At 41.8% G+C, this 24,893-nt stretch carries 23 protein-coding genes and 2 tRNA genes; 12 read left to right on the top strand and 13 right to left on the bottom strand.

Features of this window, described 5'->3' with window-relative positions; genetic code table 11:
* A partial coding sequence (locus H6G08_RS35140; RefSeq protein WP_190551669.1) for a CHAT domain-containing protein occupies positions 1-3,737 on the top strand: 3,737 nt, incomplete at its 5' end.
* A 127-nt stretch (positions 3,738-3,864) separates the two neighbouring features.
* Here H6G08_RS35140 and H6G08_RS35135 read toward each other — a convergent pair.
* From H6G08_RS35135 to H6G08_RS35115, 5 genes are all read right to left on the bottom strand, one after another.
* Positions 3,865-5,085, bottom strand: a complete 1,221-nt coding sequence (locus H6G08_RS35135; RefSeq protein WP_190551666.1) for an ATP phosphoribosyltransferase regulatory subunit — start codon at positions 5,083-5,085, stop codon at positions 3,865-3,867.
* Between the two features lie 155 nt (positions 5,086-5,240).
* Entirely contained in the window at positions 5,241-6,203 is a 963-nt protein-coding gene (locus tag H6G08_RS35130) for a J domain-containing protein (RefSeq protein ID WP_190551664.1), read from the bottom strand.
* A 207-nt stretch (positions 6,204-6,410) separates the two neighbouring features.
* A complete protein-coding gene (locus tag H6G08_RS35125; protein WP_190551662.1) occupies positions 6,411-7,223 on the bottom strand; it encodes an inositol monophosphatase family protein in 813 nt (270 codons plus the stop codon).
* 123 nt (positions 7,224-7,346) lie between these two features.
* Positions 7,347-7,973, bottom strand: coding sequence for a thermonuclease family protein (locus H6G08_RS35120; RefSeq protein WP_190551660.1), 627 nt, complete (start codon positions 7,971-7,973; stop codon positions 7,347-7,349).
* Positions 7,974-8,012: 39 nt separating this feature from the next.
* Entirely contained in the window at positions 8,013-8,381 is a 369-nt protein-coding gene (locus tag H6G08_RS35115) for a 2Fe-2S iron-sulfur cluster-binding protein (RefSeq protein WP_096645582.1), read from the bottom strand.
* Between the two features lie 94 nt (positions 8,382-8,475).
* Between H6G08_RS35115 and H6G08_RS35110 the strand changes: the two genes are divergently transcribed.
* The 5 genes from H6G08_RS35110 to H6G08_RS35090 all read left to right on the top strand — a co-directional run bounded on the left by H6G08_RS35110 (position 8,476) and on the right by H6G08_RS35090 (position 12,679).
* A tRNA-Ser gene (locus H6G08_RS35110) sits at positions 8,476-8,562 on the top strand.
* A gap of 42 nt (positions 8,563-8,604) precedes the next feature.
* On the top strand, positions 8,605-9,168 hold the full coding sequence (locus H6G08_RS35105; protein ID WP_190551658.1) for a Uma2 family endonuclease: 564 nt from the start codon (positions 8,605-8,607) through the stop codon (positions 9,166-9,168).
* A gap of 284 nt (positions 9,169-9,452) precedes the next feature.
* The gene (locus H6G08_RS35100) at positions 9,453-10,751 is read left to right on the top strand and encodes an RNA-guided endonuclease InsQ/TnpB family protein (RefSeq protein WP_190551656.1); all 1,299 of its coding nucleotides are present in this window, start codon (positions 9,453-9,455) and stop codon (positions 10,749-10,751) included.
* A gap of 66 nt (positions 10,752-10,817) precedes the next feature.
* Entirely contained in the window at positions 10,818-11,846 is a 1,029-nt protein-coding gene (locus H6G08_RS35095) for a zinc-dependent alcohol dehydrogenase (protein ID WP_190551654.1), read from the top strand.
* 221 nt (positions 11,847-12,067) lie between these two features.
* On the top strand, positions 12,068-12,679 hold the full coding sequence (locus H6G08_RS35090) for a hypothetical protein (protein WP_190551652.1): 612 nt from the start codon (positions 12,068-12,070) through the stop codon (positions 12,677-12,679).
* Between the two features lie 161 nt (positions 12,680-12,840).
* Here the strand turns inward: H6G08_RS35090 and H6G08_RS35085 are convergent, their stop codons facing one another.
* Complete coding sequence (locus H6G08_RS35085) at positions 12,841-13,206, bottom strand: Dethiobiotin synthetase (RefSeq protein ID WP_190551650.1); 366 nt, start codon at positions 13,204-13,206, stop codon at positions 12,841-12,843.
* Between the two features lie 276 nt (positions 13,207-13,482).
* Here H6G08_RS35085 and H6G08_RS35080 point away from each other — a divergent pair, with 276 nt between their 5' ends.
* Positions 13,483-13,953 (top strand): hypothetical protein, encoded by a 471-nt coding sequence (locus H6G08_RS35080; protein WP_190551648.1) that lies wholly within the window; start codon positions 13,483-13,485, stop codon positions 13,951-13,953.
* A 140-nt stretch (positions 13,954-14,093) separates the two neighbouring features.
* Here H6G08_RS35080 and prmC read toward each other — a convergent pair whose 3' ends face one another.
* From prmC to H6G08_RS35055, 5 genes are all read right to left on the bottom strand, one after another.
* Positions 14,094-15,014, bottom strand: coding sequence for a peptide chain release factor N(5)-glutamine methyltransferase (gene prmC, locus H6G08_RS35075; RefSeq protein WP_190551646.1), 921 nt, complete (start codon positions 15,012-15,014; stop codon positions 14,094-14,096).
* Between the two features lie 38 nt (positions 15,015-15,052).
* Positions 15,053-16,372, bottom strand: a complete 1,320-nt coding sequence (locus tag H6G08_RS35070; protein ID WP_190551644.1) for an RNA-guided endonuclease InsQ/TnpB family protein — start codon at positions 16,370-16,372, stop codon at positions 15,053-15,055.
* Positions 16,373-16,804: 432 nt separating this feature from the next.
* Positions 16,805-17,620: a Tic22 family protein gene (locus H6G08_RS35065; protein ID WP_190551642.1), complete on the bottom strand. Its 816-nt coding sequence runs from the start codon at positions 17,618-17,620 to the stop codon at positions 16,805-16,807.
* 652 nt (positions 17,621-18,272) lie between these two features.
* Positions 18,273-18,346: transfer RNA gene (locus tag H6G08_RS35060), tRNA-Pro, on the bottom strand.
* A gap of 330 nt (positions 18,347-18,676) precedes the next feature.
* On the bottom strand, positions 18,677-19,201 hold the full coding sequence (locus tag H6G08_RS35055; protein WP_096645574.1) for a GNAT family N-acetyltransferase: 525 nt from the start codon (positions 19,199-19,201) through the stop codon (positions 18,677-18,679).
* Positions 19,202-19,561: 360 nt separating this feature from the next.
* Here H6G08_RS35055 and H6G08_RS35050 point away from each other — a divergent pair, with 360 nt between their 5' ends.
* A complete protein-coding gene (locus tag H6G08_RS35050; protein ID WP_096645572.1) occupies positions 19,562-20,281 on the top strand; it encodes a hypothetical protein in 720 nt (239 codons plus the stop codon).
* A gap of 14 nt (positions 20,282-20,295) precedes the next feature.
* On the opposite strand, the gene H6G08_RS35045 is transcribed toward H6G08_RS35050, so the two are convergent.
* Positions 20,296-20,460, bottom strand: coding sequence for a hypothetical protein (locus tag H6G08_RS35045; protein ID WP_190551640.1), 165 nt, complete (start codon positions 20,458-20,460; stop codon positions 20,296-20,298).
* Positions 20,461-20,560: 100 nt separating this feature from the next.
* On the opposite strand from H6G08_RS35045, the gene H6G08_RS35040 reads away from it, so the two are divergent.
* A complete protein-coding gene (locus tag H6G08_RS35040) occupies positions 20,561-21,478 on the top strand; it encodes an alpha/beta fold hydrolase (protein WP_190551638.1) in 918 nt (305 codons plus the stop codon).
* Between the two features lie 87 nt (positions 21,479-21,565).
* On the opposite strand, the gene tsaD is transcribed toward H6G08_RS35040, so the two are convergent.
* Entirely contained in the window at positions 21,566-22,612 is a 1,047-nt protein-coding gene (tsaD, locus tag H6G08_RS35035) for a tRNA (adenosine(37)-N6)-threonylcarbamoyltransferase complex transferase subunit TsaD (RefSeq protein WP_190551636.1), read from the bottom strand.
* A gap of 271 nt (positions 22,613-22,883) precedes the next feature.
* Here tsaD and H6G08_RS35030 point away from each other — a divergent pair, with 271 nt between their 5' ends.
* The 3 genes from H6G08_RS35030 to H6G08_RS35020 all read left to right on the top strand — a co-directional run bounded on the left by H6G08_RS35030 (position 22,884) and on the right by H6G08_RS35020 (position 24,353).
* Positions 22,884-23,378, top strand: a complete 495-nt coding sequence (locus tag H6G08_RS35030) for a Photosystem I reaction center subunit III (RefSeq protein ID WP_190551634.1) — start codon at positions 22,884-22,886, stop codon at positions 23,376-23,378.
* A 39-nt stretch (positions 23,379-23,417) separates the two neighbouring features.
* Positions 23,418-23,567 carry a photosystem I reaction center subunit IX gene (gene psaJ / locus H6G08_RS35025; RefSeq protein ID WP_096645568.1) on the top strand — a complete coding sequence of 50 codons (150 nt, stop codon included), beginning with the start codon at positions 23,418-23,420 and terminating at the stop codon, positions 23,565-23,567.
* 270 nt (positions 23,568-23,837) lie between these two features.
* A complete protein-coding gene (locus H6G08_RS35020) occupies positions 23,838-24,353 on the top strand; it encodes a photosystem I reaction center protein subunit XI (RefSeq protein WP_190551632.1) in 516 nt (171 codons plus the stop codon).
* Positions 24,354-24,893 lie beyond the last annotated feature (540 nt).

Below are 24,893 nucleotides of genomic sequence, written 5' to 3'. Positions count from 1 at the left end.
GTGCTGTCAAATTAACAGGTAGTAGCACCACTTTCAACTCTGATAATAACGATATTACCTTTAAAAATACCGTTGAGGGTGCGAGTAGTTTAATTGTGAATGCAGGTACTAGCAATATTAATCTTGCCAATAACATTAATACCACGGGTACTCAAGAATTTAATAGTGCTGTCAAATTAACAGGTAGTAGCACCACTTTCAACTCTGGTAATAACGATATTACTTTTAAAAATACAGTTGAGGGTGCGAGTAGTTTAATTGTGAATGCAGGTACTAGCAATATTAATCTTGCCAATGACATTACTACTACAGGTATTCAAGAATTTAATAGTGCTGTCAAATTAACAGGTAGTAGCACCACTTTCAACTCTGATAATAACGATATTACCTTTAAAAATACCGTTGAGGGTGCGAGTAGTTTAATTGTGAATGCAGGTACTAGCAATATTAATCTTGCCAATAACATTAATACCACGGGTACTCAAGAATTTAATAGTGCTGTCAAATTAACAGGTAGTAGCACCACTTTCAACTCTGGTAATAACGATATTACTTTTAAAAATACAGTTGAGGGTGCGAGTAGTTTAATTGTGAATGCAGGTACTAGCAATATTAATCTTGCCAATGACATTACTACTACAGGTATTCAAGAATTTAATAGTGCTGTCAAATTAACAGGTAGTAGCACCACTTTCAACTCTGGTAATAACGATATTACTTTTAAAAATACCGTTGAGGGTGATGGTAGTTTAATTGTCAATGCTGGTACTGGTACTATCAATATCGCTAGCGACATTACCACCCAAGGCGATCAAACATTCAAGAATCCTGTAACCCTGACTGGTACTGGGGATAAAATATTCACTTCTAATAATGGCGCGATCGCTTTCAATAACTCCTTAAGCGCAGGTAGCAACAACCTCACATTAACAGCAACCGAAATTAACTTACCCTCAACTCTTAATTCGGTGACTGGTAGAGGAAATTTGACACTTCTACCATCCACCACTAGCCAAAATATTACTCTAGGTGGTGCTGAGACTACTGCTTTAGACTTGACAACAGCAGACATCAACGCCTTAGCAAACGGCTTTAATAGCATTACCATCGGGCGTGAAGATGGTAATGCTATTACTATTAATTCTGTAACTTTCAAAGATCCAGTAACAATTAATTCGCCCATAAGTATCACAGTTAATGGACAAATTACAGGTACAGATAATGCTGCTGTTACCTTAAATGGTGATACGACTCTCAACGCTGACATTAAGATCCAAGATCAACCAATCGCTTTTAAGAATCCAGTATTATTAGGCACTGGTAAGCAAATCAACCTCAACTCAGGTAATGGTGAAATTTCCTTTGATAGCACATTAGATGGTAGTGGCGATTTAACCCTGAGTTCTGGTACAGGTAATATTAATTTTAATGATGAAGTAGGTAAGACGCCTTTAAGTAGCTTAAATGTTAAGGCAGGTAATACTAATGTTGCTAGTAACATTACTACCACAGGCAATCAAAAATTTGATAGTCCTGTAACCTTAACTAGTAATGGGAATACATCAACACCTAATAAATTCACAAGCACTGATGGTGAATTAGTTTTCAACGGTAATATTACAGGTAGTGGAAATTCAGCGATCGCACTCCAAGCAAGTCAAAATGTAAATACGAGTAATATTTCCACAGCCGGGGGAGATATTAAAATTACCAGCGACAATGGAAACATCACAACGAGTAATGTAAATTCTAATACAGACCTCGATGGCAATGGTGGCAATGTTAGCTTAACAGCCTTAGGTAATAATACAGGTGCGCTCAAGACTGGTGATATCAACACTAATACTAATGTAGGTAATGGTGGTAACCTAACTATTGAGGCGAAAGATAGCATTAATACTGGAGCTATCAATACTAGTTCCACCAATGGTAATGGTGGTTCAGTCAAACTAGATCCAAATAACGATATTCAAGTGCAATATATCAATGCTCAAGGTGGTAGCAGCAATGGTATGGGCGGTAATGTAGATATCAAAACTAATCGTTACTTCCGCGCTACAGAAACTTTTACTACTTTTATCAATAACATCCCGATTTCTGCCAGTATTTCTACAATTGGTAAAGATGGTGGTGGTGAAATCAAAATCGATCACGGTGGTGATAGCGTCACACCATTTGTTGTTGGTAGAGCCTCACTTAATGGTACGGCTGGAATCATTACTACTGGGTTAAATCTTTTCGGTTTACCTAATAGTATATCGCCCCTTGAATCTTTCCCAGATAGCGATACTAGAGGCAAAATTCAAATTATTACTCAAGGACGAATCGTCCCAGGTAGAGAAGAAAGTAGCTTATCACAAATAGGCGTTAACAATAATGTTAACTCTAGTGAAGATTCAGTGGTTGTTAATCTAGAAAATAATGAAACTAGACGATATCAATCAGAATTAAAGTTAGAGAATGTGCCAATTAAAAGTATAGAACAAATCACTAGCGAACTGAACCAAATTCAGCAAAAAGCAGGAATGAAATCAGGAATTATCTATGTCTGGTTTAAGCCTAAAGAATACCAAATTAAAGCAGATAATTCTCAGCCAGAACCTCAAGATAGTGATACCTTAGAAATATTCATGGTAACACCTGGTGGTAAATCTACAAATCCGAAAATTCATACAGGTATTACTAGAGGAGAGGTGAAAAAGGTAGCAGCAGAATTTTATCGAGAAGTATCTCTCAAAGAAAATGTTGATGCTCCTCTAGAGTTGGAGAAACTTAGCACCACCAGTTATAAGAAATCAGGCAAACAACTTTATAAATGGTTAATTGCGCCCTTAGAAGCTCAATTACAAAAAGACGGTATTGACAATGTGCTGTTTGTCATCCAAGATGCAGGTTTGCGATCGCTTCCTTTAGCTGCACTAGTAGATGAGCAAGATAAGTTTTTGATTGAAAAATATAGTTTGGGTATCATTCCCACTTTTAGCTTGATTAATAGCAACTATGCTAATCTCAAAAACACTCAAGTCTTAGCAATGGGCGCAGAAAGTTTCGATCCGGGGCCAAATAATGAAAATCCAGTCAAAGAGTTACTTGGTGCGCCTGTAGAAGTAGAAACCATTGTGAATCAAATTTGGCGCGGACAGGGTAAAGTTGTACTTAACCAAGAATTCACCAAAGAACGGCTAAAACAAGAACGGAATAAAACACCATTTGGAATTATTCATTTAGCAACCCACGCAGTTTTTGCTCCCGGAGAAGAGTCTCTAAAAAATTCATATATCCAAATGTATAATGACAAGCTCCAGCTTAATGAAGTTCGTAACCTACGCTGGAATAATCCACAAGTAGAATTATTAATTTTGAGTGCTTGTCAGACAGCTTTTGGCGATGAAAAATCACAGTTGGGTTTAGCTGGATCGGCGGTTCAAATTGGGGTGAATTCGGTAACTGCTAGTTTATGGCAAGTATCAGATACGGGAACTTTGGGATTAATGACAGAGTTTCACCGCCAGTTACAAACTCAAACTACTAAGGTAGAAGCACTGCGACAAGCACAGCTAGCAATGATTCAAGGTAAGGTAAAAATAGATGCTGAGGGCAAAAATTTAATTATCAGCAATAGCAATCTCACTATTCCCCTGTCAAAAATAGCTGTTAGTAGTTCGGAAGCCAAGCAATTAGTTCTGCAACATCCATTTTTTTGGGCACCATTTATTATGATTGGTAGCCCTTGGTAATTCTTGGCTTTGAAGGTAGAGGGGCAGGGAGCAGGGGGCAGGGGAGATTAATATTAACATTAAGGGCACAACAATGTATATTGTTGTGCCCTTAATGTTGATCTATTGATGTGTCTCAGGGTTGGTGTTAATTTTTCTGAGGTAATGATTCAATTACAGGTGAACCATCAGCTTTAATCCAGGCGATTTGGGCAATATTGCGATCGCTTGCGTATTGGCGGATAGCTTCTGCATCCCTTCCCCCCAAATCTATCTCTACTCGCACTATGTCGCCAGCATACCGTAGCTTTTGCGCGTAGGCAAAGGCGGCGGCATCAGCATTCGCGGTTTCTGGTACTACTAACCAATCGCTAGCTGGGGGATTTTGCGGTAATTGCTGAGTAGATTGGATAATTTGGTATAAATCTTCGATATTGAGGGCGAAGCCAATACCGGGGATGTTTTCGCCTTGGGGATGATATAGCCCTAAAAGGCGATCGTAGCGTCCGCCGCTTCCTAAAACTCTGGCTTGTCCTTCGCTATCACTGACAACTTCAAACACAATCCCCGTGTAGTAGTCGATAGTTTGAATTAAGCTGAGATCGAGAATTAAGGGAAAATCGCTGCTAGATTCTATTAGCTCCACTAAGGCTTTGAGGTTATCTACCGCTTCTTTTTGGGCTGAATCTAAATCTAAGCTTTGGACTTTTTGCAAGACTTCCCGACTATTACCCCGCAAATCCAAGATGATTCTGGCGCGATCGCGTAGTTCCTCACTTAGAGGTAAATTATCGATGGCGATACGATCCAAATGGGCGATCGCTTGACGCACTTTACCTTGTAGATTAGCTGGAAACACGCTCAAAAGCGATCGCGTAATTCCCGCTTCACCTAAAATTAAATGCCATTGCTGTAACGATAAAGCTGACAAACAATCAGCTACTAACAACAAAACTTCTGCATTCGCTAGCAATCCACCCGCACCCAGTAACTCTACCCCAGCTTGATAAAATTCTTGCTGGCGATTGTGGCGATTTTCCCATATCCGGCGGAATACATTGGCATTGTAATACAACCGTTGGGGATAAGTAGCACCCGCCATGCGCGTAACAACAGTACGCGCAATCGAAGCTGTCAGTTCTGGACGTAACCCTAATTCTTCATCTTCAGCATTTTGGAGTTGAATTACCGTTTGACGCTGAATTGCTTCTCCCGCCATTAAAGTATCCATCCGTTCCAAAGTCGAGGTGATAATCCTGTGATATCCCCAACGATGAAACACCTGTTGTAACCTATCTTCAATCCAGCGTTTTTGCGCCACATCTAAAGGTAATAAATCCCTGGCTCCTGCTGCTGGTTGATAAACCATTCATCCTCCGTATTTTTATCCCTGGCTCTGGCAAAATCTCCTTATATATGGGATTCTTCTTCAGCACTTTGCTGTTGGCGTTGAGATAGATGATGGCCCCTAACCTTTGGCTTGGGGCCAGAAATCGAGCGATCGCAAAATTTGTGCATCCCTGACTATTTTTTCTTCCCACCAAACAAGCTACCAAATAAACCACCACCAAATTTATCTGATTGTTTACCAGCATTATTGGTAGATGGAGTCCCCTTAGCACCACCAGATTGTAACCCTAAAGCCTTATCTAGTTTTGGTTTCCATTCCAAAGATGTTTTATCGTTGGGGTCTAATTTGAGTGCATTATCAAAATGAATCTTGGCCATTTTCAAGCGATTTTGCTTCAAATACACCAATGCTATCAGGCTATGGCAACGACTATTCTTTGGTTCTAGTTTTAAAGCATCTTGGAGTTCGATTTGCGCTTGGGAAAGTTGGTTTTTATCAATCAAACCTTGCGCCCGGCGGATATAAGCTTCCACCACGGAATCTTCGTTAAATATTGGTTGTGCTGTGGCTGTAGAACCTGCTGCGGGAGTTTGTGACTGGGAACCAGAGGTAGTAGTTGGCTGAACTAATGACGGCTGTGCTGCTAATAATTTGTTAGCACTGCGCATTAAGTAAACTAAATTCAACTCGCTAATTTGGGCAATTATTTGCGGTGCGTTCTGCAAGGAATCATATTGTGTTTTGGCAATATGGGCGATCGCTGCTTTATAGAGTTGATTTACATTGGATTCTGGTACATTTACTAACTCTTTAGCCAAATCTGTCTGCAGTTCCACAGTCGAAGCTTCTTGCACTAGACGTTTGCCCATTTGGGACAAAACTATCATGTATTCTGCGCGAGTTCGTTCTGTAGAAAGTTTTTCATAAGCTGGGTTCACTAATTTTGCTAAAAATTCCTCAGCTACCTGCTGTTCAGTCGTACTAGCCTGGATATTGGCATCTGGATGTAAGCGACGAGCAATAGTGAGATAGCGTTTACGAAGTTCCTTTACATCTGCATCAACAGGGACGCATAACACTGCATGATGGTCAATGAAATCATATTTAAAAAGTCCACGATCTATTCTTAAAGCCATAAAAATTTATGCACCAAAGTCAGCAACCGATCGGTAGTCGCCAGTTGAAAGCCGAGAGTCAGTAGGGGCGAGTTTTGTCAGATTGTCACAGGGAAAAAAGACAAGTAAGTTAAACCACCCATACAATAGTCAAGAGTATTAACTTTGACTATTGACCTTTGACTATTGACCTTTGACTAGTAACCGTTGACTTAGTATTCCCAATTTTTATTGCCAAGATGACAACGCAGGAATATGTAATAATTCCTGACTCATGCTGTGATGTAGATGACTATTAGTAGCGAGAATTCTACCAGACTCAATTTTTATCGGGCTACCATCGTAAGCAGTAACTTTTCCCCCAGCTTCTTGCACGAGAATAATTCCAGCTGTCATATCCCAAGGAGAAAGTCCCCTTTCCCAATAGCCATCTAAGCGCCCACAAGCAACATAAGCTAAATCCATTGCAGCTGAACCACTGCGGCGCACGCCTTGGGTAAGATGGGTGAAGTGACAAAATTCCGCATAATTATTATCAGTAGTTTCCCGGCGATCGTAGGCAAATCCGGTGACTAACAAACTTTTACCGAGTTCCGTAGTTTGGGAAACTTGGATCGGGCGACGGTTGCGTGTCGCACCCAAACCAGCAGCCGCCCGAAATAGCTCATTATGAAACGGGCAATAAATTACACCAACTTGGGGCACACCATTAATTAACAACCCGATAGAAACGGCAAAATCTGGGTATTGGTGAGCATAGTTAGTTGTACCATCTAGGGGATCGATTGCCCAGAGATATTCATTATCTTGATTGCCCAGTTTTCCAGATTCCTCAGCTAAAATCGAGTGTTGGGGAAAATGACGCCGCAAAACTGCTAAAACCACCTCTTCTGAAGCCTTATCCGCCGCCGTCACCAAATCCCCAGGCCGGCCTTTTTCAGTAATTGCGTCTTCTAACTTACCCCAGTAGCTTTGTAAAACTTCACCACCAGCCAAAGCCGCTTCAGTAGCTATATCGAGAAAGATTTGTAAATTTGTCATGGGTCAATAGTCAATGGTCAATAGTCAATGGTCATTTGTCATTTTCTTCCTTGTCCCCCTTGTCCCCCTTGTCTTCCTTGTCTTCCTTGTCCTCCTTCCCTAGCCCCTAGCCCCTAGCCCCTATCAACGAAAGGTACGGCGAAACTCAGCAGGAGTCAGGCGCATGGGCTTGTCTGGTTGCCAAATTCCTAAACCCATGATTCTCGCCCATTGTTGGGCACTTTCTAAACGCCGATCGTATTTATGATTAAGCGATCGCGGTAAAAATAATACATACCCTTGTTTGACTAATTCTTCATTCAATAACACCTTTTCTTTCCAGACATAGGCTAAAGTCCGGCCAATTTTGTCTCTGGGTTCCATGTCAAACTCCAGGGTGACAATTGTTTCCGCACCGCCGATGAGCTTTTCTAAGGCTTGCTTGGCGTTATCTCCCCAGGGACGTTGGCGGGTATCTGGCGCATCAATACCAATTAAACGCACCTGGGAAATTAAATTTGGCTGTTCCGCCATTCCTAAAACTTCCAAACTTTGCCCACTGACTACCCGCGCTACTTTTACCTGTGCTTGATTATTGGTCGGCGGTTTATTGGCTTGACAACTCACTAGAAGGAATAGGCAAGCCAAAATTACTATTTTTCGCAGAATTACGCCAAAATACGCTATCCAAGCCGTAATTTGTGTTTTTATGCCTGGATGTTTACCCTGCAAGCACCTGCTAGTCAATAGCCAAGATTGCCAAAATTGCATCTGTTCATTTTGAATTTTGAATTTTGAATTTTGAATTGTTTAATCCTCATCTAACGGTAAACCCGCTTTGACTTTCCCTTTGGCAAAAAAGCGCCCAAACTGGAGTTCATAGACTTCATCTTCGTCTTGTGTCTCTACTTCCAAATCAGAACGGGGATAACTCACACATAATAAGGCATAACCTTGGCGGCGTAACTCTGGAGACAAGCCTATTGCCTCTGGTTGGTAAATTTCTCCCGAAAGTACCCTCACAGCGCAAGTAGTGCAAGCACCATTACGGCAAGAAAAAGGCAATTCGGTTCCTTGGTGTTCAGCACTGTGCAAAATGTAGCGGTCTTCTGGCACTTGCAGGGTGTATTCCTTGCCATTATTGCGATCGCGAACTTTTATCTTGTATGTTTGGGACATCTTGATTGGGAATTTTAGCTTTGCTCAAAAATATCTTCTTAATTATCTTTGCATTTTTTGAGATTTCATCGTAGAATCATAAATCGTGGCACCTGGAGAGGTGGCCGAGTGGTTGAAGGCGCAGCACTGGAAATGCTGTTATGCGGCAACGTATACGAGGGTTCGAATCCCTCCCTCTCCGTTTTAAAATATAGACTTGTAACTACCAACATGACTGAACTGTATGGTTTTAGCTATTCGTCTGTTAACAGTTCAAGATTATCACCGCATGGCAGAGGCGGGAATCTTTCATCCAGAGGAACGAGTTGAGTTAATTGCTGGACAAATAATTCAGATGGTAGCCAAGGGAACAGCGCACGAATCAGCCATTACTCGCATAGATAGATTATTACGGAATCGTATCAACCATGAAGTTTTGCTGCGGTTTCAGTCTCCCGTGCAATTGGATGATTATTCTGAGCCAGAACCAGATGTAGCTGTGGTAGTTCCCGATGCATTAGATTATGATGACCATCATCCCAAGCCACCGGAAATATTTTTAATTATTGAAGTAGCTGATACTAGCCTGAAATATGACACAGAGGTGAAAGCGGCGATTTATGCGAAATCGGGTATTGTTGATTACTGGGTTTTAGATGTAAATAGGCGCAAGCTTCATGTTTATCGCTTACCTAGTCCGCAAGGTTATCAAAGTGAGACGATTCTCGCAGAAGATGTGCAAATTTCTCCTTTAGCGTTTCCTAATTGCCTGATTACGGTAAGGGAAATGTTAAGACCTATAACTTAACTATTGTAATTAGCGATCGCCTGAACGACACGCTATCCTTCCCCACCTCAGGTGAAGGCAGGGTGGGGAAGGATAGCGGTTAATCAATGGGGTTCAATGCCCCATTGATTGACAACTTCCGTATTAAATCGCGAACAACATCTGACTGACTTCTTTGTGTTATTTGACAAAACCGAATTAAGTGTTCATATTCTCTGCTTGATACTCGCATTGTTACTTGTTTCATAGTTGTTTAAACGCTTTCATTTTGCTATTATATTAACCTAACAAATAGGTCGATTGTTATGGTTACCAAGCGAGTTACTTTCAGGCTTTACCCATCAAAAATACAATCCGATAAAATGCATTATTGGCGACGACTTCATAAGGATTTATATAATTCTTGTGTTGAACATCGTAGAACTTCTTACAAGAAATTTGGCAAATCAGTTAGTTATTTTGGCCAACAGAACTGCTTGCCAGCATTTAAGGAAGAATGGGTAGAGTACAAAGAGCTTGGTAGTCATGCATTACAAGATACTGTTAAGCGTGTTGATTTTGCATTTAAGCGATTCTTTAAACTCAAGTCTGGATACCCCAAATTCAAATCAAGCCGTTACTACAAGGGATGGACATATCCCTGCAATTCAGGGTGGAAAGCTTGCACTGATGGTAGGAATGGTTATCTAAAAATAACCAACTTGGGGAACATCAAAATGCGTGGTCAAGCTAGGGATTGGGGTAAAACCAAGACCTGTACAATTATTTTTAAACAAGGTAAATGGTACGCCTCAATTACTGTTGATTGTGTCCCAACTCGTCCACAAACAGATACGGGTGCAATTGGTTTGGATTTTGGTACACACCATGCAATTGCCGACTCTAATGGCAATTTAATTGATAATCCTAGATTTGTTAAAACCGCTCAAAGTAAAATTGACAAGATAGCGAAAACTATCCGCCGCAAGCGTCCACCACAGAAACGAGGTAAAGCTTCACGACGATGGAAAAAAGCCAATAAAGCGATAGCTAAAATACAGTCAAAAGTAGCCAGACATAGACTTGACTGGCAGCATAAAGTGTCTACACAGATAGTTAGCTGTAATAGCCTGGTAGCCACTGAAAAGTTAAACCTCAAGGGGATGACTCGCAAATCTAAGGGTAAGAGAAAACGTCAAAAGTCAGTACTTAATCGGTCTTTGCTTGACGTTGGTATTGGTAATCTCAAGGACTTAATTAAGTACAAAGTTACCGAGGCAGGTGGTTTTTATATTGAAATTCCGACTACCAAAGTAAAACCATCTCAAACCTGCCCTAATTGTGGTCATAAAAAGAAGAAAACATTAGCTGATAGAATTCACCATTGCGAAAAGTGCGAATACCAATGTGATAGGGATGTCGCCGCAGCAATAGTTATGCTCAACTACGCAAGCGGAAAATGCGGTCTTGGGGTTTCCCCAAGTAGAGCATTTTTCCAAGACAGGGGTATGGAACGTGCCTCTACAGACGATGATGGGTCAACCTCTACTTGGTGCGGAAGTTTCAAGCAAGTTGCTCAGATGAAGCGTCAGAAACTCACCCCTCAACGCAGTAGGGGTGAGTAGTTCATTAATTCCACTACACGAAGCGTTATAAAATCAGGTGAAGTCATTAATTTTAGGTCAAAAGTTGTGTTGGCAGCCTTGCTTTATGGTCAAGAGGATTTACGCTTAGAGGAGGTCGCCGATCCGACTCCGGCGGCAGGTGAAGTAGTAATTCAAGTAGAGGCGGCGACAACTTGCGGCACAGATTTAAAAGTATGGCGGCGTGGTGGTCATGCCAGAATGCTGAAACCACCGACTTTATTCGGTCATGAGGCGGCTGGGCAAATTGTCGCTTTGGGTGCAGGTGTCACAGGTTGGCAAATAGGCGATCGCGTTGTCGCTAATAATTCCGCTCCATGCATGAATTGCTTTTTTTGTCAACGTCAAGAATATTCTTTATGCCCCAATTTGACATGGAATAATGGAACTTTTGCCCAGTATCTAAAAATTCCTGCGCCCATAGTCCAGCATAATTTATTACCTATCCCCGACGATCTGCCCGATGAATTAGCAGCCTTGACCGAACCTTTGGCTTGTGTCTTGCATGGGGTAGGACGTACCCAAATCAAACCACAAGACCGAATCGTCGTCTTAGGAGATGGGGCTATAGGGCTGATGTTTGTCGCCGCTTTAGCCAAGAAACAGACATCTGAGATTTGGCTGTGGGGTGGGAGCGATCGCAGATTAGAAATTGGGAAAAAATTAGGCGCAACCCAGACATTTAACTATCATCAAATTCCCGATATACCTGGAGTAGTCAAAGAACTTACCCAAGGGTGGGGCGCAGATATCGTAATTGAAGCCACTGGTGTACCTAGCGTTTGGGAAACTGCGATCGCATCTGCTCGTCCAGGCGCAACCGTCAACTTATTTGGTGGTTGTCCCAGAGATACCACCATTACCGTCAACACCGAACAATTACACTACAGCGAATTAACCTTAAAAGGCGTATTTCACAACACACCTGAATATGTCCGCTCCGCCCTAGCAATGATAGCTAGTCGTCAACATCCTTTAGAACTCCTAATTAGCGAACATCGCCCCCTAAAAGATTTAGCACAAGTATTTAATGACATGAAAGCACGCAAAGTCATCAAAGTAGCGCTGAAAATGTGAAGCGAGGAGCAGGTAAAGGGAGACAAGCTAAGAATTCTATAGGACTTATAATTTTGCGTAAGTCCTGTTCTATTTGCCCAATGCCCCATGCCCAATGCCCAATGCCCTTATCCGTAAAACAACCTACAAACCCAGCCATCTTTTTTAAATTTATATGAAATGATTTGACAGCAAAACGGGAAAACTATGATTACCTCGCGATATAGTTCCCGATTTTGAAAATGTTAAAAAAACCTCTGCTTACTTTATTAATTTTGCCTGTTTCTTTCTGGTCTTGGTTAGCGTTGGGAATGCTTGCTGATTCCAAAACCAACGCCTTACCAGGACAACAAACTGAAGAAGTCACCACCTGGATTCAAGCACATCCTACCCTACGCCCTAGAAGTGGAGAGCGCTTATTTATACAAAAGAGTGATACAGCAGCCCAGCGATTTACCTTTTTAGCATCGGTGTTACCGCCGGGAAAAGTAGCTTTTACTAAAGACCGCAGCGTCATTCGTAACGAACGCATTACTATGTATGATGCCGTTAACGGTATGACATTCGATCGCCTACAAGAAGCTTTACGAGTAATTTACGGAGTAGATATTTATCAAGACTTTAAACGCGGGCAAGTACTATATCAATATCCTAATCAAAGCGCTATTAACTCAGCCCGGTTGGCGAAAACTCCAATCAGGGAAGCTTTACAGGGAGAATTGCGAGTAGGCGATCGCTTTGCTTATTGGATAGAAGTAGCCCAGCCTAAAGCTGGTAAAGCTTTCACCGGTCAAATGACAGTTTTACTTAAAAGCGATTTAGACAAATTAGAAGCAGAATTACGCAATCGTTAATGAAGGCAGGACATAAGAGGCAGAAGGCAGAAGGAATTTCCATAAATCATTTATTTACTCCCAACTACTCCCAGATGGCAAAATACAGTTTTTCGCTTTTCTTCTGCCATCTGCCCTCTGCCTTTCTTCCCTAATGTGAAAGTTGCGCATTTTATCTGCGATTACCCTCCTAACCCACTGCTGGGTGGGGTATACCATTTACCAGAAAAAATACTTTCAGCCGCTAGAGAAATTCGCAGCAAATCTTCTTTTAATAATGGCGGCCAGTCAACACCAACTTTCCGCCCCCCAGCAAATAGCTGTTGAGTCTTAATACTTAACTCAAATAGCGCGTAAGCTAGGTCTCTATCGAGAGTAGAGGCTTCTTTGAGGGCTTCAAACACCACTTTCAACGCCAACAAAATCGAAGTAATTTGACCAGGAACTGGCGGTTTTCCCTGTTTCATCCGCATTAACAAGGAATCTGGGTAGTCTTCGGTTGTTAATGTTTGGTCTATCAGGATTTTGCGAGCCGTTTCGTAATTCATTTATTCAGATTACAGCAGATGATGTCTCAGTAATACTTAGTTATAAATTATCACCCTTAATTGGGATTGTGATGAATTTTAACTCAAATACTTTGATATTTATATGTTTCTTATAGCACTCATATTTAATTTTTTGGCAGAATTCATTACACCTCTATTATTTAGTCTGTTTACTCTGAAGTTATTTGATATATTTTCTTTTGCGAAAAGTAATTTATATAATCAAACAAGATGCCTATAGATATTCATGTAGATTAATTTTTATTTAAGTTTTTTATGTCAGAAATTGAAAATTTAATTTCACAGACTGAGTACGATATTTATACTGCGGTTTGTCAACAAACAAACCTGTTTTTATTTCATCTACCTGGTACTATTTTTAGTGACCATACCGCCGATGAGCCTTTCCATACACTTAATAACTTAGAACGATTCGGTGGTGAGTTTAAATATAAAGTAATAAAACACAAAGGTCTGATGGAAGATTACGAAATTAAAAATGCACGGCAGTGGACTCTAGAAAAGCGATTTTATGTTGAGAATGGATATCGCTTTATTTCTGAGCTTACACCTCAAGAAAGTCATAAACCTCGTGGAGTGTTTACACTGTCCCGTGTAGGGTTGAGTGCATCATTGGATTATGGACTCGTCCATATTGCTTACTCTGCCTGTGGGTACTATTTACTGTTTCACCAAAATGGAAGTAACTGGGAGCCAGTTGGAAATATTATGTCATATTGTGTCTAGAACACCGATTCACTAAATAAAAGACGAAACTGAAAACCCTTGTTTTAAGGTTTCTTGCAACGAAACATTCATTGCTGCAACTCATGAAACTTGGTTTTTTTGTCATGATTACGACTATTCGTAAATAAAGTCACAGGGTTTCAATGGGTGTTTTTATAAGCAAGGGCAAAGCGTTCTATTCCCTCTAAATCAGAGTGAATTTGAATATTGTAGTAACTACCGTGATTTTGCAAAAGTTCCCGCACTATTTCCGCTTGTCCTGCCATCATTTCAATCAGCCACACACCACCAGGACGTAAGTAACTAGGAGAGATTTCAATTAAATGACGAATGCAATCTAAACCATCAGCACCGCCATCTAAAGCTAAATGTGGTTCGTGGAGAATGACTTCTGGTTGTAATGTTGGTAAAGTGCTTGTCGGGATATAAGGCGGATTTGATACCATGCCACTAAACTGACCTTTTAAATGTGTTAGCGGCTGCCACCAAGAACCTTGATAAAATTGTATTCGTTCGCTCAGTCCTAAATTTTCAGCATTGGCTGTAGCGATCGCTAAAGCATCCAGACTGTAATCAACGGCGTGAATAGTAGCTTCAGGAAACACATGAGCTAATCCTAACGCGATCGCACCACTCCCAGTACCCAAATCTGCCCAATATCCTGACTGTAAAGCTGGGGTAATTTGGCTATCATTAGCTGCAGCTACAGCTAAATCAATCAAGCATTCTGTTTCTGGGCGGGGAATCAAAACTGCACTTGATACGGCAATTTTAAACTGTCGCCAAGGTGTCACCCCGGCAATATACTGTACAGGAAAGCGATCGCGTAACCGCCTTTGCCACAAAAGTTCTAAATCTGCTAAAGGTAACTCTAATTGAATCTGCGGCCAGTTCTTGAAAGATTCTAAACGCAGCGCTAACCGATCTAAGCCGGCTATCTCTTGGAGTAACCAATCAACTTCTGCAACTGGTACATCATTAGCGATCGCAGCTTGAATTGCACTCTGACGCCACTGCCAAAGTTCTAACCCAGAAATTACTTTTGGCTGTGTGTTCGTCATATTTCAAGGTCGATGAAAATTTTCAGACTTTGACATACTCACCGACCTGAAGGTGCGGTGATTCTTGACGGCTCACAGCAACTAGCTACCAAAGTAGTCTTATGGTCGCTCCCCGTCCGTTTAGGGTCGTGCCGATGCCCCGTGCCGACCATTTTTATATTTTGGGATGCGTTCTCATCTCTGTCGTGCTGAGTGTTGCAGTTTAAGCACAACACTGAGCGAACAGACAAATCAATCTTGCCCCATCGATACCCACAGCAAGAACAAGTTTGACTAGTAGGTTCCCATCTGCTAATTACTCTGAAATACCGATTAAGTTTTTCAGATTTACCCTCACAAAATACCCGAAATTCCCTCCATCCCTGCAAGCTAATTGCTCTTGCCAGCTTGCCATTTCTGACCATTCCTGACACATTCAAATCTTCTAAAACAATAGTTTGGTTCACACTAACTACTTTGGTTGATAGTTTGTGCAAGAAATCTTTACGGGCATCTGCGATTTTGTTGTGTTGTTTGGCAATTCTTATGCGGGTACGTTCACGGCGTTTAGAACCTTTCTGCTGTCTTGCTAGCTTACGCTGTAGTTTACGAATTTTTCGTTCTTTCTTGGAGTAATCGGGACTTATTGCTTTTTCTCCATTACTCATGACCGCAAAAGTTTTGATTCCCAAATCAATCCCAATGCTTTGGTTTTTAGCTGACGCTCGTACCTCGCTACCGCTGGCGCTAACAGATTGAATAGGTTCTATTTCTACGACAAAGCTGAGAAAATAACGGTTAGCACAGTCTTTGATGACTGTTACGCTACTTGGTGCAGATGGTGAGCAAGTTCGAGTCTTGGCGGCTTCCGTTGAGGAGAAACGAGCGTTCCCGTAGGGTAATTGTCTTGACCAAATAGGCTTGATATTACCAATTTTGGCTAAATATATTTCGTCTCCCTTGATTGAAAAACTGTTTAGGGTGAATCTTGCAGACTGCTTGCTTGTCTTCCTCTTAAATCTCGGAGTTCCTACTTTTTTGAGGCAGCGCGTTGCGGGGGTTCCCCCCGTTGTAGCGACTGCCGTGCCTTTTCGTTTACCCTTGAGCGAATCAAAAAAGTTTTTATAAGCAACTCCTAGATCGGCTACTGACTGCTGTAATGGAGTTACTGAAACATCAGACAACCATGAGCGTTCATCAGTCTTTTTAGCTTGCGTAATTACAAACTTTTGTAATTCGCTATTCTTGGGAAGTTTTTCGGATTGTTTGCAGATAGCCAGTGCGTCATTCCAAACTACGCGCACACAACCAAACAACTGAGCTAAAAGCTGTTGTTGTAAGTCTGTTGGGTAGAATCGGAATTGGTATCTGGCTTTCATTACTTTTGTTGAAATCTGCTATAATTGTACATCATTTTGATATACAAAACAATGGATAAAAGCGTGTTTTTTCGGTTGACGCAAGAGGAATTGACACACCTTGAGGAGTATTGCCAAGCGACCAAAAGAACAAAATCCGACGTTCTTAGAGAATTAGTTCGGAAGTTGAAGATCAATAAAAAGCCGTCCTAGAAGGACGGGGCTTCAGACCCATCGTCTTGGTGAATTTACATTTTATCTATTATTATCTTTATCAGATAAAAGTTTCACAGTCATGTATTGATGAATCTAGATGGTGTAGGTTTAAAGGACTTACGCATGAACAAATATTGACAAATATCTAATGTCTGAGGTGCCAAGTTTCAACTATCAACATCAATTCACCTCACATCCATCATGCCCTATTTCTACATTGCGTAAGTCATAGATTAACTATTTTTTCTTAGCAGGTGTAGCCGCCGGTCTAGCATTTTGCTGTTGATTTCCTCCAGATGACTGAGGTGCAAGGGAACGAATAAAATTAATCGACTCTTGGGATGGATACAACACAATTTTATTCATGCCAGGATCGTTGCTGCTGTTGAGCGCCTCAATCACGCCGTACAAATCTACTACTTGAATTTCTGTATTTGCACCTTCTTGGGGAGCAGCTTTTTTAAATTGATCTAACAAGTTAACTGCTTGCTCTTTCTCAAAAAAGAAAGGAATGTAACGTTCATTACTTTGAGGCAAGGGTATAGTCAGATAGCTATTATCTTTCTTAAACTTGGGTACAAATAAGGGAATACCATTAAATTGTTGCCCTTGTTGACCGCTTTGAGTTAACAGAGTTCTAGCTGATTCTACCTGTTGTTGGGTTGGTACTAAAGTATAAAAAACAGAGTCAGACTTCTTCTTACCCTCGAGTACGATTTTATAGTAATCGGCTAAAGACAGAGGTCTAACCTGTAAGGTACTTGCTAGCTGTGGATTTTCTTTTTTGAGGCGATTATCTAAAAATTTCTGGGCGTCTTGCTTGCTGATAAAAAATCCTACTTGAGAGATTTTCTTACCTTGGTTATCCCGAGAAATAACGATGAATTCACCTTTAGCATTAGTCAGGGTAAAGACAGGTACCTCTTGTAATTTTTTCACTACCTGATCTTGTGGTAAAGCGATCGCTTGGAGATTGCCGATTCCTGGCAACGCCCCTGATAATACACTGCCAGCGATAGCTAATGTTGCGCCCCAGCGAACCAATGATTTCATGACTACTCCTTGTTTCAACAATTCAATTACCTCAGGTAAATAGTTGGATTTTCACGGCACCAACTTTTTTTAGTTATATAGCAATCTCTTAGAAATGTGAAAAATTTGTGTTGGCTATTCCATGAATAGACAACGCTCAAAGATTGATATTCCTGAATAATTTAGGATTGCTATAATCTGGCATTCAGCCTGTAATGGTGCTATTTTTCAATTTATCTTTCTATGCCTATGCTTGCTGCACAGCAAAATAAAGTATGTGCCTCTTATATAGGGTGACACAATCACTACAAATTACTCAAATTATTTCCGCCTTAAATGTCATTTGATTTTCTTTACCTAACTATAAATGACGCCATTATATAGTGAATCGTTCCAATTGCCTGACATTTAATATTGGCTGACATTTTAGTAAATGTATAGAAATACAGTTACTAGATTACTACCTGCTAAAAAATAAATTTGTCTTATGATAGCTTACCCAATAGCTTGCGACCAGAATCGGCAAATTAAATTACTCCGCAAAAATATCTAATTGGCAGCACAGCAATTTACCAATAATGAACTTAGCTCAACTATTGTTTTTTCTTATTACACATTGCAAAAAACCGCAGCTTCACTAATGAAACTACGGTTTTTACTTAAAAACTAGAAATCGGGATGACAGGATTTGAACCTGCGGCATCCTGCTCCCAAAGCAGGCGCGCTACCAAGCTGCGCTACATCCCGGTTTATCTATCTACTTTGAGTGGCGCGATTGACTCTTAACACAAAGCTTAGGAGTTTCGCAGCTACACAGCAACTAGGTTTACCTTGATGCTTTTCACAAAGCGTTACTCTGATTATATCAGAAGTGGTGAATATTGACTAACTTTTTTTTGCGTCTGCTAAAACACAGCAATCAACTGCTCACAGATATTCAGTGTGGGAATGCTGTGTTAGCTGGACAATCAAGGTAATTGCTGGATGATAAGCTGAACCCTGATGGGAATTTTTAGGAGATTTTCGCTATTATAACTAAATTTTGCTGGGGAAACTGTTGTATTTGTCTATAAGGATTTAGTGAGGATACCAAAACATGCCTTTGATACCTTCAGGATCGGGCATAAAACCCATAGTCCGGTAGAAATCAACAACATGAGGATCGGCAAAGAGAGTGACATTGCTAATCTCTTCGCTGCGCAGTTTTTTGAGAACGTATTTCATCAGCGCTTTACCCATTCCTTTACCTTGAAAGTCAGGGTGGACGACTACATCCCAGATAGTCGCATTAAATGCGTGATCGGAAGTAGCACGCGCAAAGCCAATGAGCCGCCTTTGGTTTCCTCGAACTTGCCACATAGAGGCAACGAGAAAACTATGCTCAATAGCTTTTTTTACTTTTCTCAGAGGACGACGCGACCAACCAACAGCATCACAGAGTTCTTCGAGTTCATATAAATCTATATCTCGTTCTGTGCTGAAGACGATGCGATCGCTATTCGGGTTATTGCCCGTAAATTCCGCGCTCATCTCTTCAAAGGGAGCCGTTCTGTTAGTCGCTGCAGATTCAGAAGTACTAAACCAAGTTTTCCAAAAACCCATGCCAACGTGGTTCGGGTAGTATAACTGAATTGGCTACCACTCCTAAAAGTGGAGATTCACTTCTAACACAGCTAGTTCCATCTCATATCCCCCACAAGCAAAAATCTTAAAAAAATATTTGTTTTTGTTGGGGTTAGCAATGGTCACAGCTATTTAGGGCGTGTTTCACACCAATCATTTTCAACTTTAGCATTTTGTTGTAAAGCTAGGAGAAATTCACCAAAAGGGAAAAATAAGAGAGTCAATTGTATATCGGGATGAGAAATTGGGTATAGGGTATTAGGTATAAGAAAATTCTTCACCTGTACCCAATTTTCAGTCCCCTGGTGACACATCTCGCGAGCGAGTCTACCCCCAAAGATGGCTTCTGGTTTAAAATCTTCCACTCTAGAACTCCTAAAGCGCTTTAATCGCGCGTTTCCTCAATTTTATGAACAGTTTGTTAGCAGTGAGATTCAACTCCAAAATTTACGTTTAGCCTACCGTCTGTATAAAACCAGACGGGCTGTGATCGAGCTGAAACCGGAAGGAAGCAAAAGCGCCTTGCATTTTGCCTACCGCAATCAGTCTTTTCTCCTCAGCGATATTTTTGGCGTGCTGGCTGCTTACGGACTCACTATTCACGGTCTGAGCTTATACGGTCAGATCCGATCGCCAATGTTAGTTTTTATTAAGCTGCTGGTATCTCGTGGCAGCAAGGCTTTGACGGAGAAAACAGCAGACAACGTTTGTCGGGCAATCCGCGAAGCTTTAGGCGGGCGGTTTGAGGTAGAAGAAATGCTGGCTGTAGAATTCAACTTGGATGCTGGCTTAGAGCAAGTGCAAACAGAATTCTATGTCGATCCGGTATTTCATCTCCCAGCTTTGGTGATTGAAGCCGATAATCAGCCGGGATTATTTTACAAAGTGATGTACGCTATCTGGCAGGAGGATTTACTGGTAGTTAATGCCAACCTGCTGGTTTGGCGCGGACGCACCAGGCTAATTCTTTACTTATTAGGGCCTAACGAAAGTCTCATTCCCGAATATTTGGGACACAAAATTGCTGAAGGGGTGCGACAGAGATTACTAGGAAAATAACGGCAGCTACAAAGTTATGAAGGAAAAAAGTTTTTTAGGTTGAAAATGGGCATTGGGCATTGGGCATTGGGCATGGGAAAGACAGATTTTCCTGCTTGGTGGTGCCAAAAGCTGGTGTGAATGGCTAGCTGGAAAATAGCGTTGACTGTTGACTGTTGACTGTTCAAAGAGATTTTCATGCCCTTGTTGTGTGATCGATCGCATGAGTGTCTAGCTTGAAGCTTTTTCCTTTTAACTCCATATTTAGTCGCACCCGCCCTTAAAGGTACGATATAAAGTATGGCAACCATCGAAATCCTTGGCGTTCCCCATTCCTACGAGCTAACGGCTCCCACCTCCAGTCCCCATGCTTTAGTTTTTGTCCACGGTTGGCTAAATAGCCGTGGATACTGGCAGCCTGTGATTTCCCAACTGTCAGTAGATTTTCAGTGCCTATCTTACGATTTGCGGGGTTTTGGCGAGTCCCAGTCCCAGCCTGATAACGAGGTGAATCGGGCACAATTGTCTGTGAGTTTTGCAGCTAATTCCACTAGCGCAGTAGATTCATCGTTGGAATCTACTTATACGCCAGCAGCCTACGCCCATGATTTAGTAGTGCTATTACAGCAGTTACATATCACTAGTGCTTGGCTAATTGGTCACTCTTTAGGTGGAACAATTGCTCTGTGGGCAGCAAATCAAATGAGCGATCGCGTTAAAGGGGTAATTTGTATTAACGCTGGTGGCGGAATTTATCTTAAAGAAGCCTTTGAGCAGTTCCGGACTATGGGACAGCGATTTTTACAAGTCCGGCCGCGCTGGTTATCTCAACTACCTTTGATTGATTTACTGTTTACTAGAGCTAGCGTAGCCCGCCCTTTAGAGCGTTATTGGGCGCGTCAGCGAGTGATTGATTTTGTTGTCGCCGATCCAGAAGCAGCTTTAGGTACATTGTTAGATTCGACAACAGAAGAAGAAATCAACCGTTTACCCCAATTAGTCTCCCAACTGCAGCAGCCAGTTTATTTTTTGACTGGCAGCCACGACAAGGTAATGGAACCCAAGTATGTGCGCCATTTAGCCAGCTTTCACCCATTATTCCAATATTGTGGCGACAATGTGATTGAAATTCCTGATTGTGGGCACTTAGCAATGTTAGAGCAGCCGGAGGCTGTTGCTAGTCATATTCAGGCGATAGTTAATGGGATTGGGGCATAGGGCATAGGGCATGGGGCATGGGGCAGGGGGCAGGGGGACAAGGAAAACAAATGAAAATTGTACAGACGCGATGAATCGCGTCTCTGACTAATTCCCTTGATACAACTTCATCACCTGGGTGAGAGATAGCCGAGATTCGACGCCCAGGGTTAGAGGGGAGGTATGCCCCCGTGATAGGTGATCGGCGGCGGCACAGGCAATCATAGCGGCGTTGTCTGTGCAAAATTTCATGGGGGGGAAGAGGACTCGTAGGTTATGTTCGGCGGCGGCGGCTTGAAGATTTTTTCTCAAACCACTGTTAGCGGCAACACCTCCACCCACCGCAATTGTATTGAGACCATAATCTAAAGCACAGGCGATCGCTCTTTTGGTAAGCGATCGCGCTACTGTTTCTTGAAAACTAGCGGCTACATCGGCTAGGGGAATCTCCGCGTTATTTTTCTCTAGCTGTTGCACTAACCGCAATACTGCTGTTTTTAACCCGCTAAAACTGCCGTCATAGCGATGGTATCCCCCACCAGGTAAAGATACTTTTCCTTCTGGCAAGGCAAAGGCTTGGGGATCGCCTGTTTGCGCTAGCTTATCGATAATCGGCCCGCCGGGATAACCTAGCTTTAACAGCCGCGCTACTTTATCAAAAGCCTCACCCGCCGCATCATCGCGGGTTTCACCGAGAGTTTCGTAAATACCACAATCCTTGACATATATCAAGCTTGTATGTCCGCCGGAAACTAGTAAGCTAAGAAAAGGGGGATCTAAACTTGGCTCGCTCAAGTAAGTTGCATAAATGTGCCCTTCGAGATGATGCACTCCCAAAAAAGGTTTTTGCTGAATTATGGCCAAAGTTTTGGCAGCAGTTAACCCTACCAACAGTGCGCCGACTAGTCCAGGGGCACAGGTGGCGGCAATAGCGTCAATTTGCGCCCAATTCATTTGGCTTTGCTCTAAAGCTTGGGCGATCGCCCAGTTGATTGTTTCTAAGTGCTGGCGAGATGCTACCTCAGGTACCACGCCGCCATATTGCTGATGAATCGGGATTTGTGAAGCTATGATACTGCTACAAACTTGACGATTGTTGACAATTGCCACAGCAGTTTCATCACAGCTAGTTTCGATTGCTAAAACGGTTGCCATTGCTATACAAGAGTAATGTTGCGATCGGTTCTGAGGTTCAGCTCTAGTTCATGAATTCTCTCAAATATTCCGAAATTTTGCTCAGTGCTGGAAGTTGGAACTCAAAAGGCAATGAGAACTAGGTTGAGAAGCTTTAACTTTTATTTACTTAAACTTTACTCGGTTCCCGCGCAAGAGTATGATGACTTGCTAGTTATCTAAATAAAGACTGTACAAGCCGCTTCGTTTTGTACAAAAAACTTTTTGTTTTGTAATAAAAGGAAACAACTCCATGCGACGATTGTTTGCTTTGATTTTAGCGATTTGTCTTTGGTTCAATTTCGCCCCCCCCGCTAAGGCGCTGGGTGCGGATCTTAAGCCATGTGCAGACACTCCCGCTTTTCAAGAGCTAGCAAAAAATGCCCGTAATACCACCGCCGATCCAGAATCTGGTAAAAAGCGGTTTGAGCGTTACTCTCAGGCTCTTTGTGGCCCTGAAGGTTACCCCCATTTGATTGTTGATGGTCGTCTTGACCGTGCAGGCGATTTCTTAATTCCTAGCATTCTTTTCCTTTACATTACCGGTTGGATTGGTTGGGTAGGTCGTACCTATCTCCAAACAATCAAGAAGGGATCTGACGCTGAACAAAAAGAAATCCAAATCGATTTGGCTTTGGCTCTACCAATCATGGCCACAGGCTTTGCTTGGCCAGCAGCAGCTGTCAAAGAATTGCTCTCTGGTGAATTAACAGCTAAGGATACAGAAATCCCCATTTCCCCGCGCTAGTTCATCAGTATCAATTAACTTGTTTAGGAGACTAAATTCATGGCAGACAAAGGCGATTCCTCATCCTACTTGGTTAAATTCATTTCCACTGCACCTGTAGCAGCCACTCTTTGGTTGACCATCACAGCTGGAATTTTAATTGAATTTAACCGCTTTTTCCCCGATTTGCTGTTCCACCCACTGCCATAGGTAGAAGCGGGTAATTTCCCCCAGGAAAAAACTGAACTTCTGTCTGATATTTGATAGCTATATTTTTCTTGAGTTAATCAAAAAAATATAGCTCAAATAGGTAGTACAAATAATTATTTGAAACTCGTAGGCTCTTACAGCTTACGGGTTTCGTGTATTTTTAAGTAAGTAAATTAATTTTTCTAAACTTCTCAGACAAAAAGCACCTTTAGCTACAATTATTATTAATAGAAAAATGCCACAATTCTAATTTAGAGGCGAACATAAAATATGGCGCAAGCAGTAGATGCATCCAAAAATCTAGCCAGCGATCCAAGAAATCGTGAGGTTGTTTTTCCCGCAGGCCGCGATCCACAAATAGGTAACCTGGAAACACCCATTAATTCTTCTCCCTTAGTTAAGTGGTTCATTAATAACTTACCTGCTTACCGTCCTGGTCTAACTCCTTTTAGACGCGGGCTAGAAGTTGGTATGGCTCATGGTTACTGGCTGTTTGGCCCCTTTGCCAAACTAGGCCCCCTGCGCAACACACCTAGTGCTAACTTAGCTGGGTTACTAGGAGCGATCGGCTTAGTTGTCATTTTGACTGCTGCTCTATCCTTATATACTCACAGCAATCCTCCCAAAGCACTTAGCAGCGTAACTGCTACCCCTCCAGATGCTTTTACCACCAACGAAGGCTGGAATAATTTCTCTAGTGCTTTCTTAATTGGTGCTATTGGTGGAGCCTTAGTTGCTTACTTTTTGACGATTAACCTAGCACTCATTCAAGGTCTAGTAGGTTAAATATCTCTTCCAATCGCCATTATCTCTAAATTGCAAGAATCAAGTTGCATATCTTGCGATTTCTGGGTGGGTTGGATAGCCAAGGTTAGCTACTGCCTGAAGTAGTGTACCCTTGTTGCTTTTTGCCCAATAATCATTGATTGCTCCGTATTTAAGCAAATAAGGACACATAGAAAAAGCGCAGCTTCTTAATATGTGTCCTTTTTTTATGAATAAAGGCAGGAGGCATAAGGGATAGTTATTCCCTTATGCGTCTAAGCTAATGCGCTTCTAAATGGCATAACTACTAATCAGGGCTGTTAAAAGTCAACAGTCAACGGTCAATGGTCAACGGTCAACAGTAAACAGTCAACAGTCCTCACAATAGATTGTGCAACTTAAAAGCAGAATAGCTTACTTATCAACGAAGGGAATAAAGATCTAAAATTCCGCCTTATAAGAAAGGCTAGCTGAAAACCCTTGAGGATGTGACTCGTAGCGTGGCGAAGAGACACATCCGTACTTTAGGCAAGGGGACGGCAGTTGCTTCAAGCCGGGGAA

Origin of the sequence: Calothrix anomala FACHB-343, assembly GCF_014696435.1 — a bacterium.
Lineage (GTDB): Bacteria > Cyanobacteriota > Cyanobacteriia > Cyanobacteriales > Nostocaceae > Aulosira > Aulosira anomala_A.
Note: the sequence above shows the minus strand (reverse complement) of the source record. Positions and strands in the feature narration are given on the sequence as shown.

What these genes read in the sequence shown, in the direction of transcription:
- H6G08_RS35080 (WP_190551648.1), top strand. Translation starts at nt 13,483, where the DNA reads ATGTCAGAAATTGAAAATTTAATTTCACAGACTGAGTACGATATTTAT.
- H6G08_RS35030 (WP_190551634.1), top strand. Translation starts at nt 22,884, where the DNA reads ATGCGACGATTGTTTGCTTTGATTTTAGCGATTTGTCTTTGGTTCAAT.
- psaJ (WP_096645568.1), top strand. Translation starts at nt 23,418, where the DNA reads ATGGCAGACAAAGGCGATTCCTCATCCTACTTGGTTAAATTCATTTCC.
- H6G08_RS35070 (WP_190551644.1), bottom strand. Translation starts at nt 16,372, where the DNA reads ATGAAAGCCAGATACCAATTCCGATTCTACCCAACAGACTTACAACAA.
- H6G08_RS35085 (WP_190551650.1), bottom strand. Translation starts at nt 13,206, where the DNA reads ATGAATTACGAAACGGCTCGCAAAATCCTGATAGACCAAACATTAACA.
- H6G08_RS35105 (WP_190551658.1), top strand. Translation starts at nt 8,605, where the DNA reads ATGGTTTTAGCTATTCGTCTGTTAACAGTTCAAGATTATCACCGCATG.
- tsaD (WP_190551636.1), bottom strand. Translation starts at nt 22,612, where the DNA reads ATGGCAACCGTTTTAGCAATCGAAACTAGCTGTGATGAAACTGCTGTG.
- H6G08_RS35055 (WP_096645574.1), bottom strand. Translation starts at nt 19,201, where the DNA reads ATGGGTTTTTGGAAAACTTGGTTTAGTACTTCTGAATCTGCAGCGACT.
- H6G08_RS35045 (WP_190551640.1), bottom strand. Translation starts at nt 20,460, where the DNA reads ATGAAAATCTCTTTGAACAGTCAACAGTCAACAGTCAACGCTATTTTC.
- H6G08_RS35115 (WP_096645582.1), bottom strand. Translation starts at nt 8,381, where the DNA reads ATGTCCCAAACATACAAGATAAAAGTTCGCGATCGCAATAATGGCAAG.
- H6G08_RS35135 (WP_190551666.1), bottom strand. Translation starts at nt 5,085, where the DNA reads ATGGTTTATCAACCAGCAGCAGGAGCCAGGGATTTATTACCTTTAGAT.
- H6G08_RS35065 (WP_190551642.1), bottom strand. Translation starts at nt 17,620, where the DNA reads ATGAAATCATTGGTTCGCTGGGGCGCAACATTAGCTATCGCTGGCAGT.
- H6G08_RS35120 (WP_190551660.1), bottom strand. Translation starts at nt 7,973, where the DNA reads ATGCAATTTTGGCAATCTTGGCTATTGACTAGCAGGTGCTTGCAGGGT.
- H6G08_RS35050 (WP_096645572.1), top strand. Translation starts at nt 19,562, where the DNA reads ATGGCTTCTGGTTTAAAATCTTCCACTCTAGAACTCCTAAAGCGCTTT.
- H6G08_RS35040 (WP_190551638.1), top strand. Translation starts at nt 20,561, where the DNA reads ATGGCAACCATCGAAATCCTTGGCGTTCCCCATTCCTACGAGCTAACG.
- H6G08_RS35100 (WP_190551656.1), top strand. Translation starts at nt 9,453, where the DNA reads ATGGTTACCAAGCGAGTTACTTTCAGGCTTTACCCATCAAAAATACAA.
- H6G08_RS35090 (WP_190551652.1), top strand. Translation starts at nt 12,068, where the DNA reads ATGTTAAAAAAACCTCTGCTTACTTTATTAATTTTGCCTGTTTCTTTC.
- H6G08_RS35130 (WP_190551664.1), bottom strand. Translation starts at nt 6,203, where the DNA reads ATGGCTTTAAGAATAGATCGTGGACTTTTTAAATATGATTTCATTGAC.
- prmC (WP_190551646.1), bottom strand. Translation starts at nt 15,014, where the DNA reads ATGACGAACACACAGCCAAAAGTAATTTCTGGGTTAGAACTTTGGCAG.
- H6G08_RS35020 (WP_190551632.1), top strand. Translation starts at nt 23,838, where the DNA reads ATGGCGCAAGCAGTAGATGCATCCAAAAATCTAGCCAGCGATCCAAGA.
- H6G08_RS35125 (WP_190551662.1), bottom strand. Translation starts at nt 7,223, where the DNA reads ATGACAAATTTACAAATCTTTCTCGATATAGCTACTGAAGCGGCTTTG.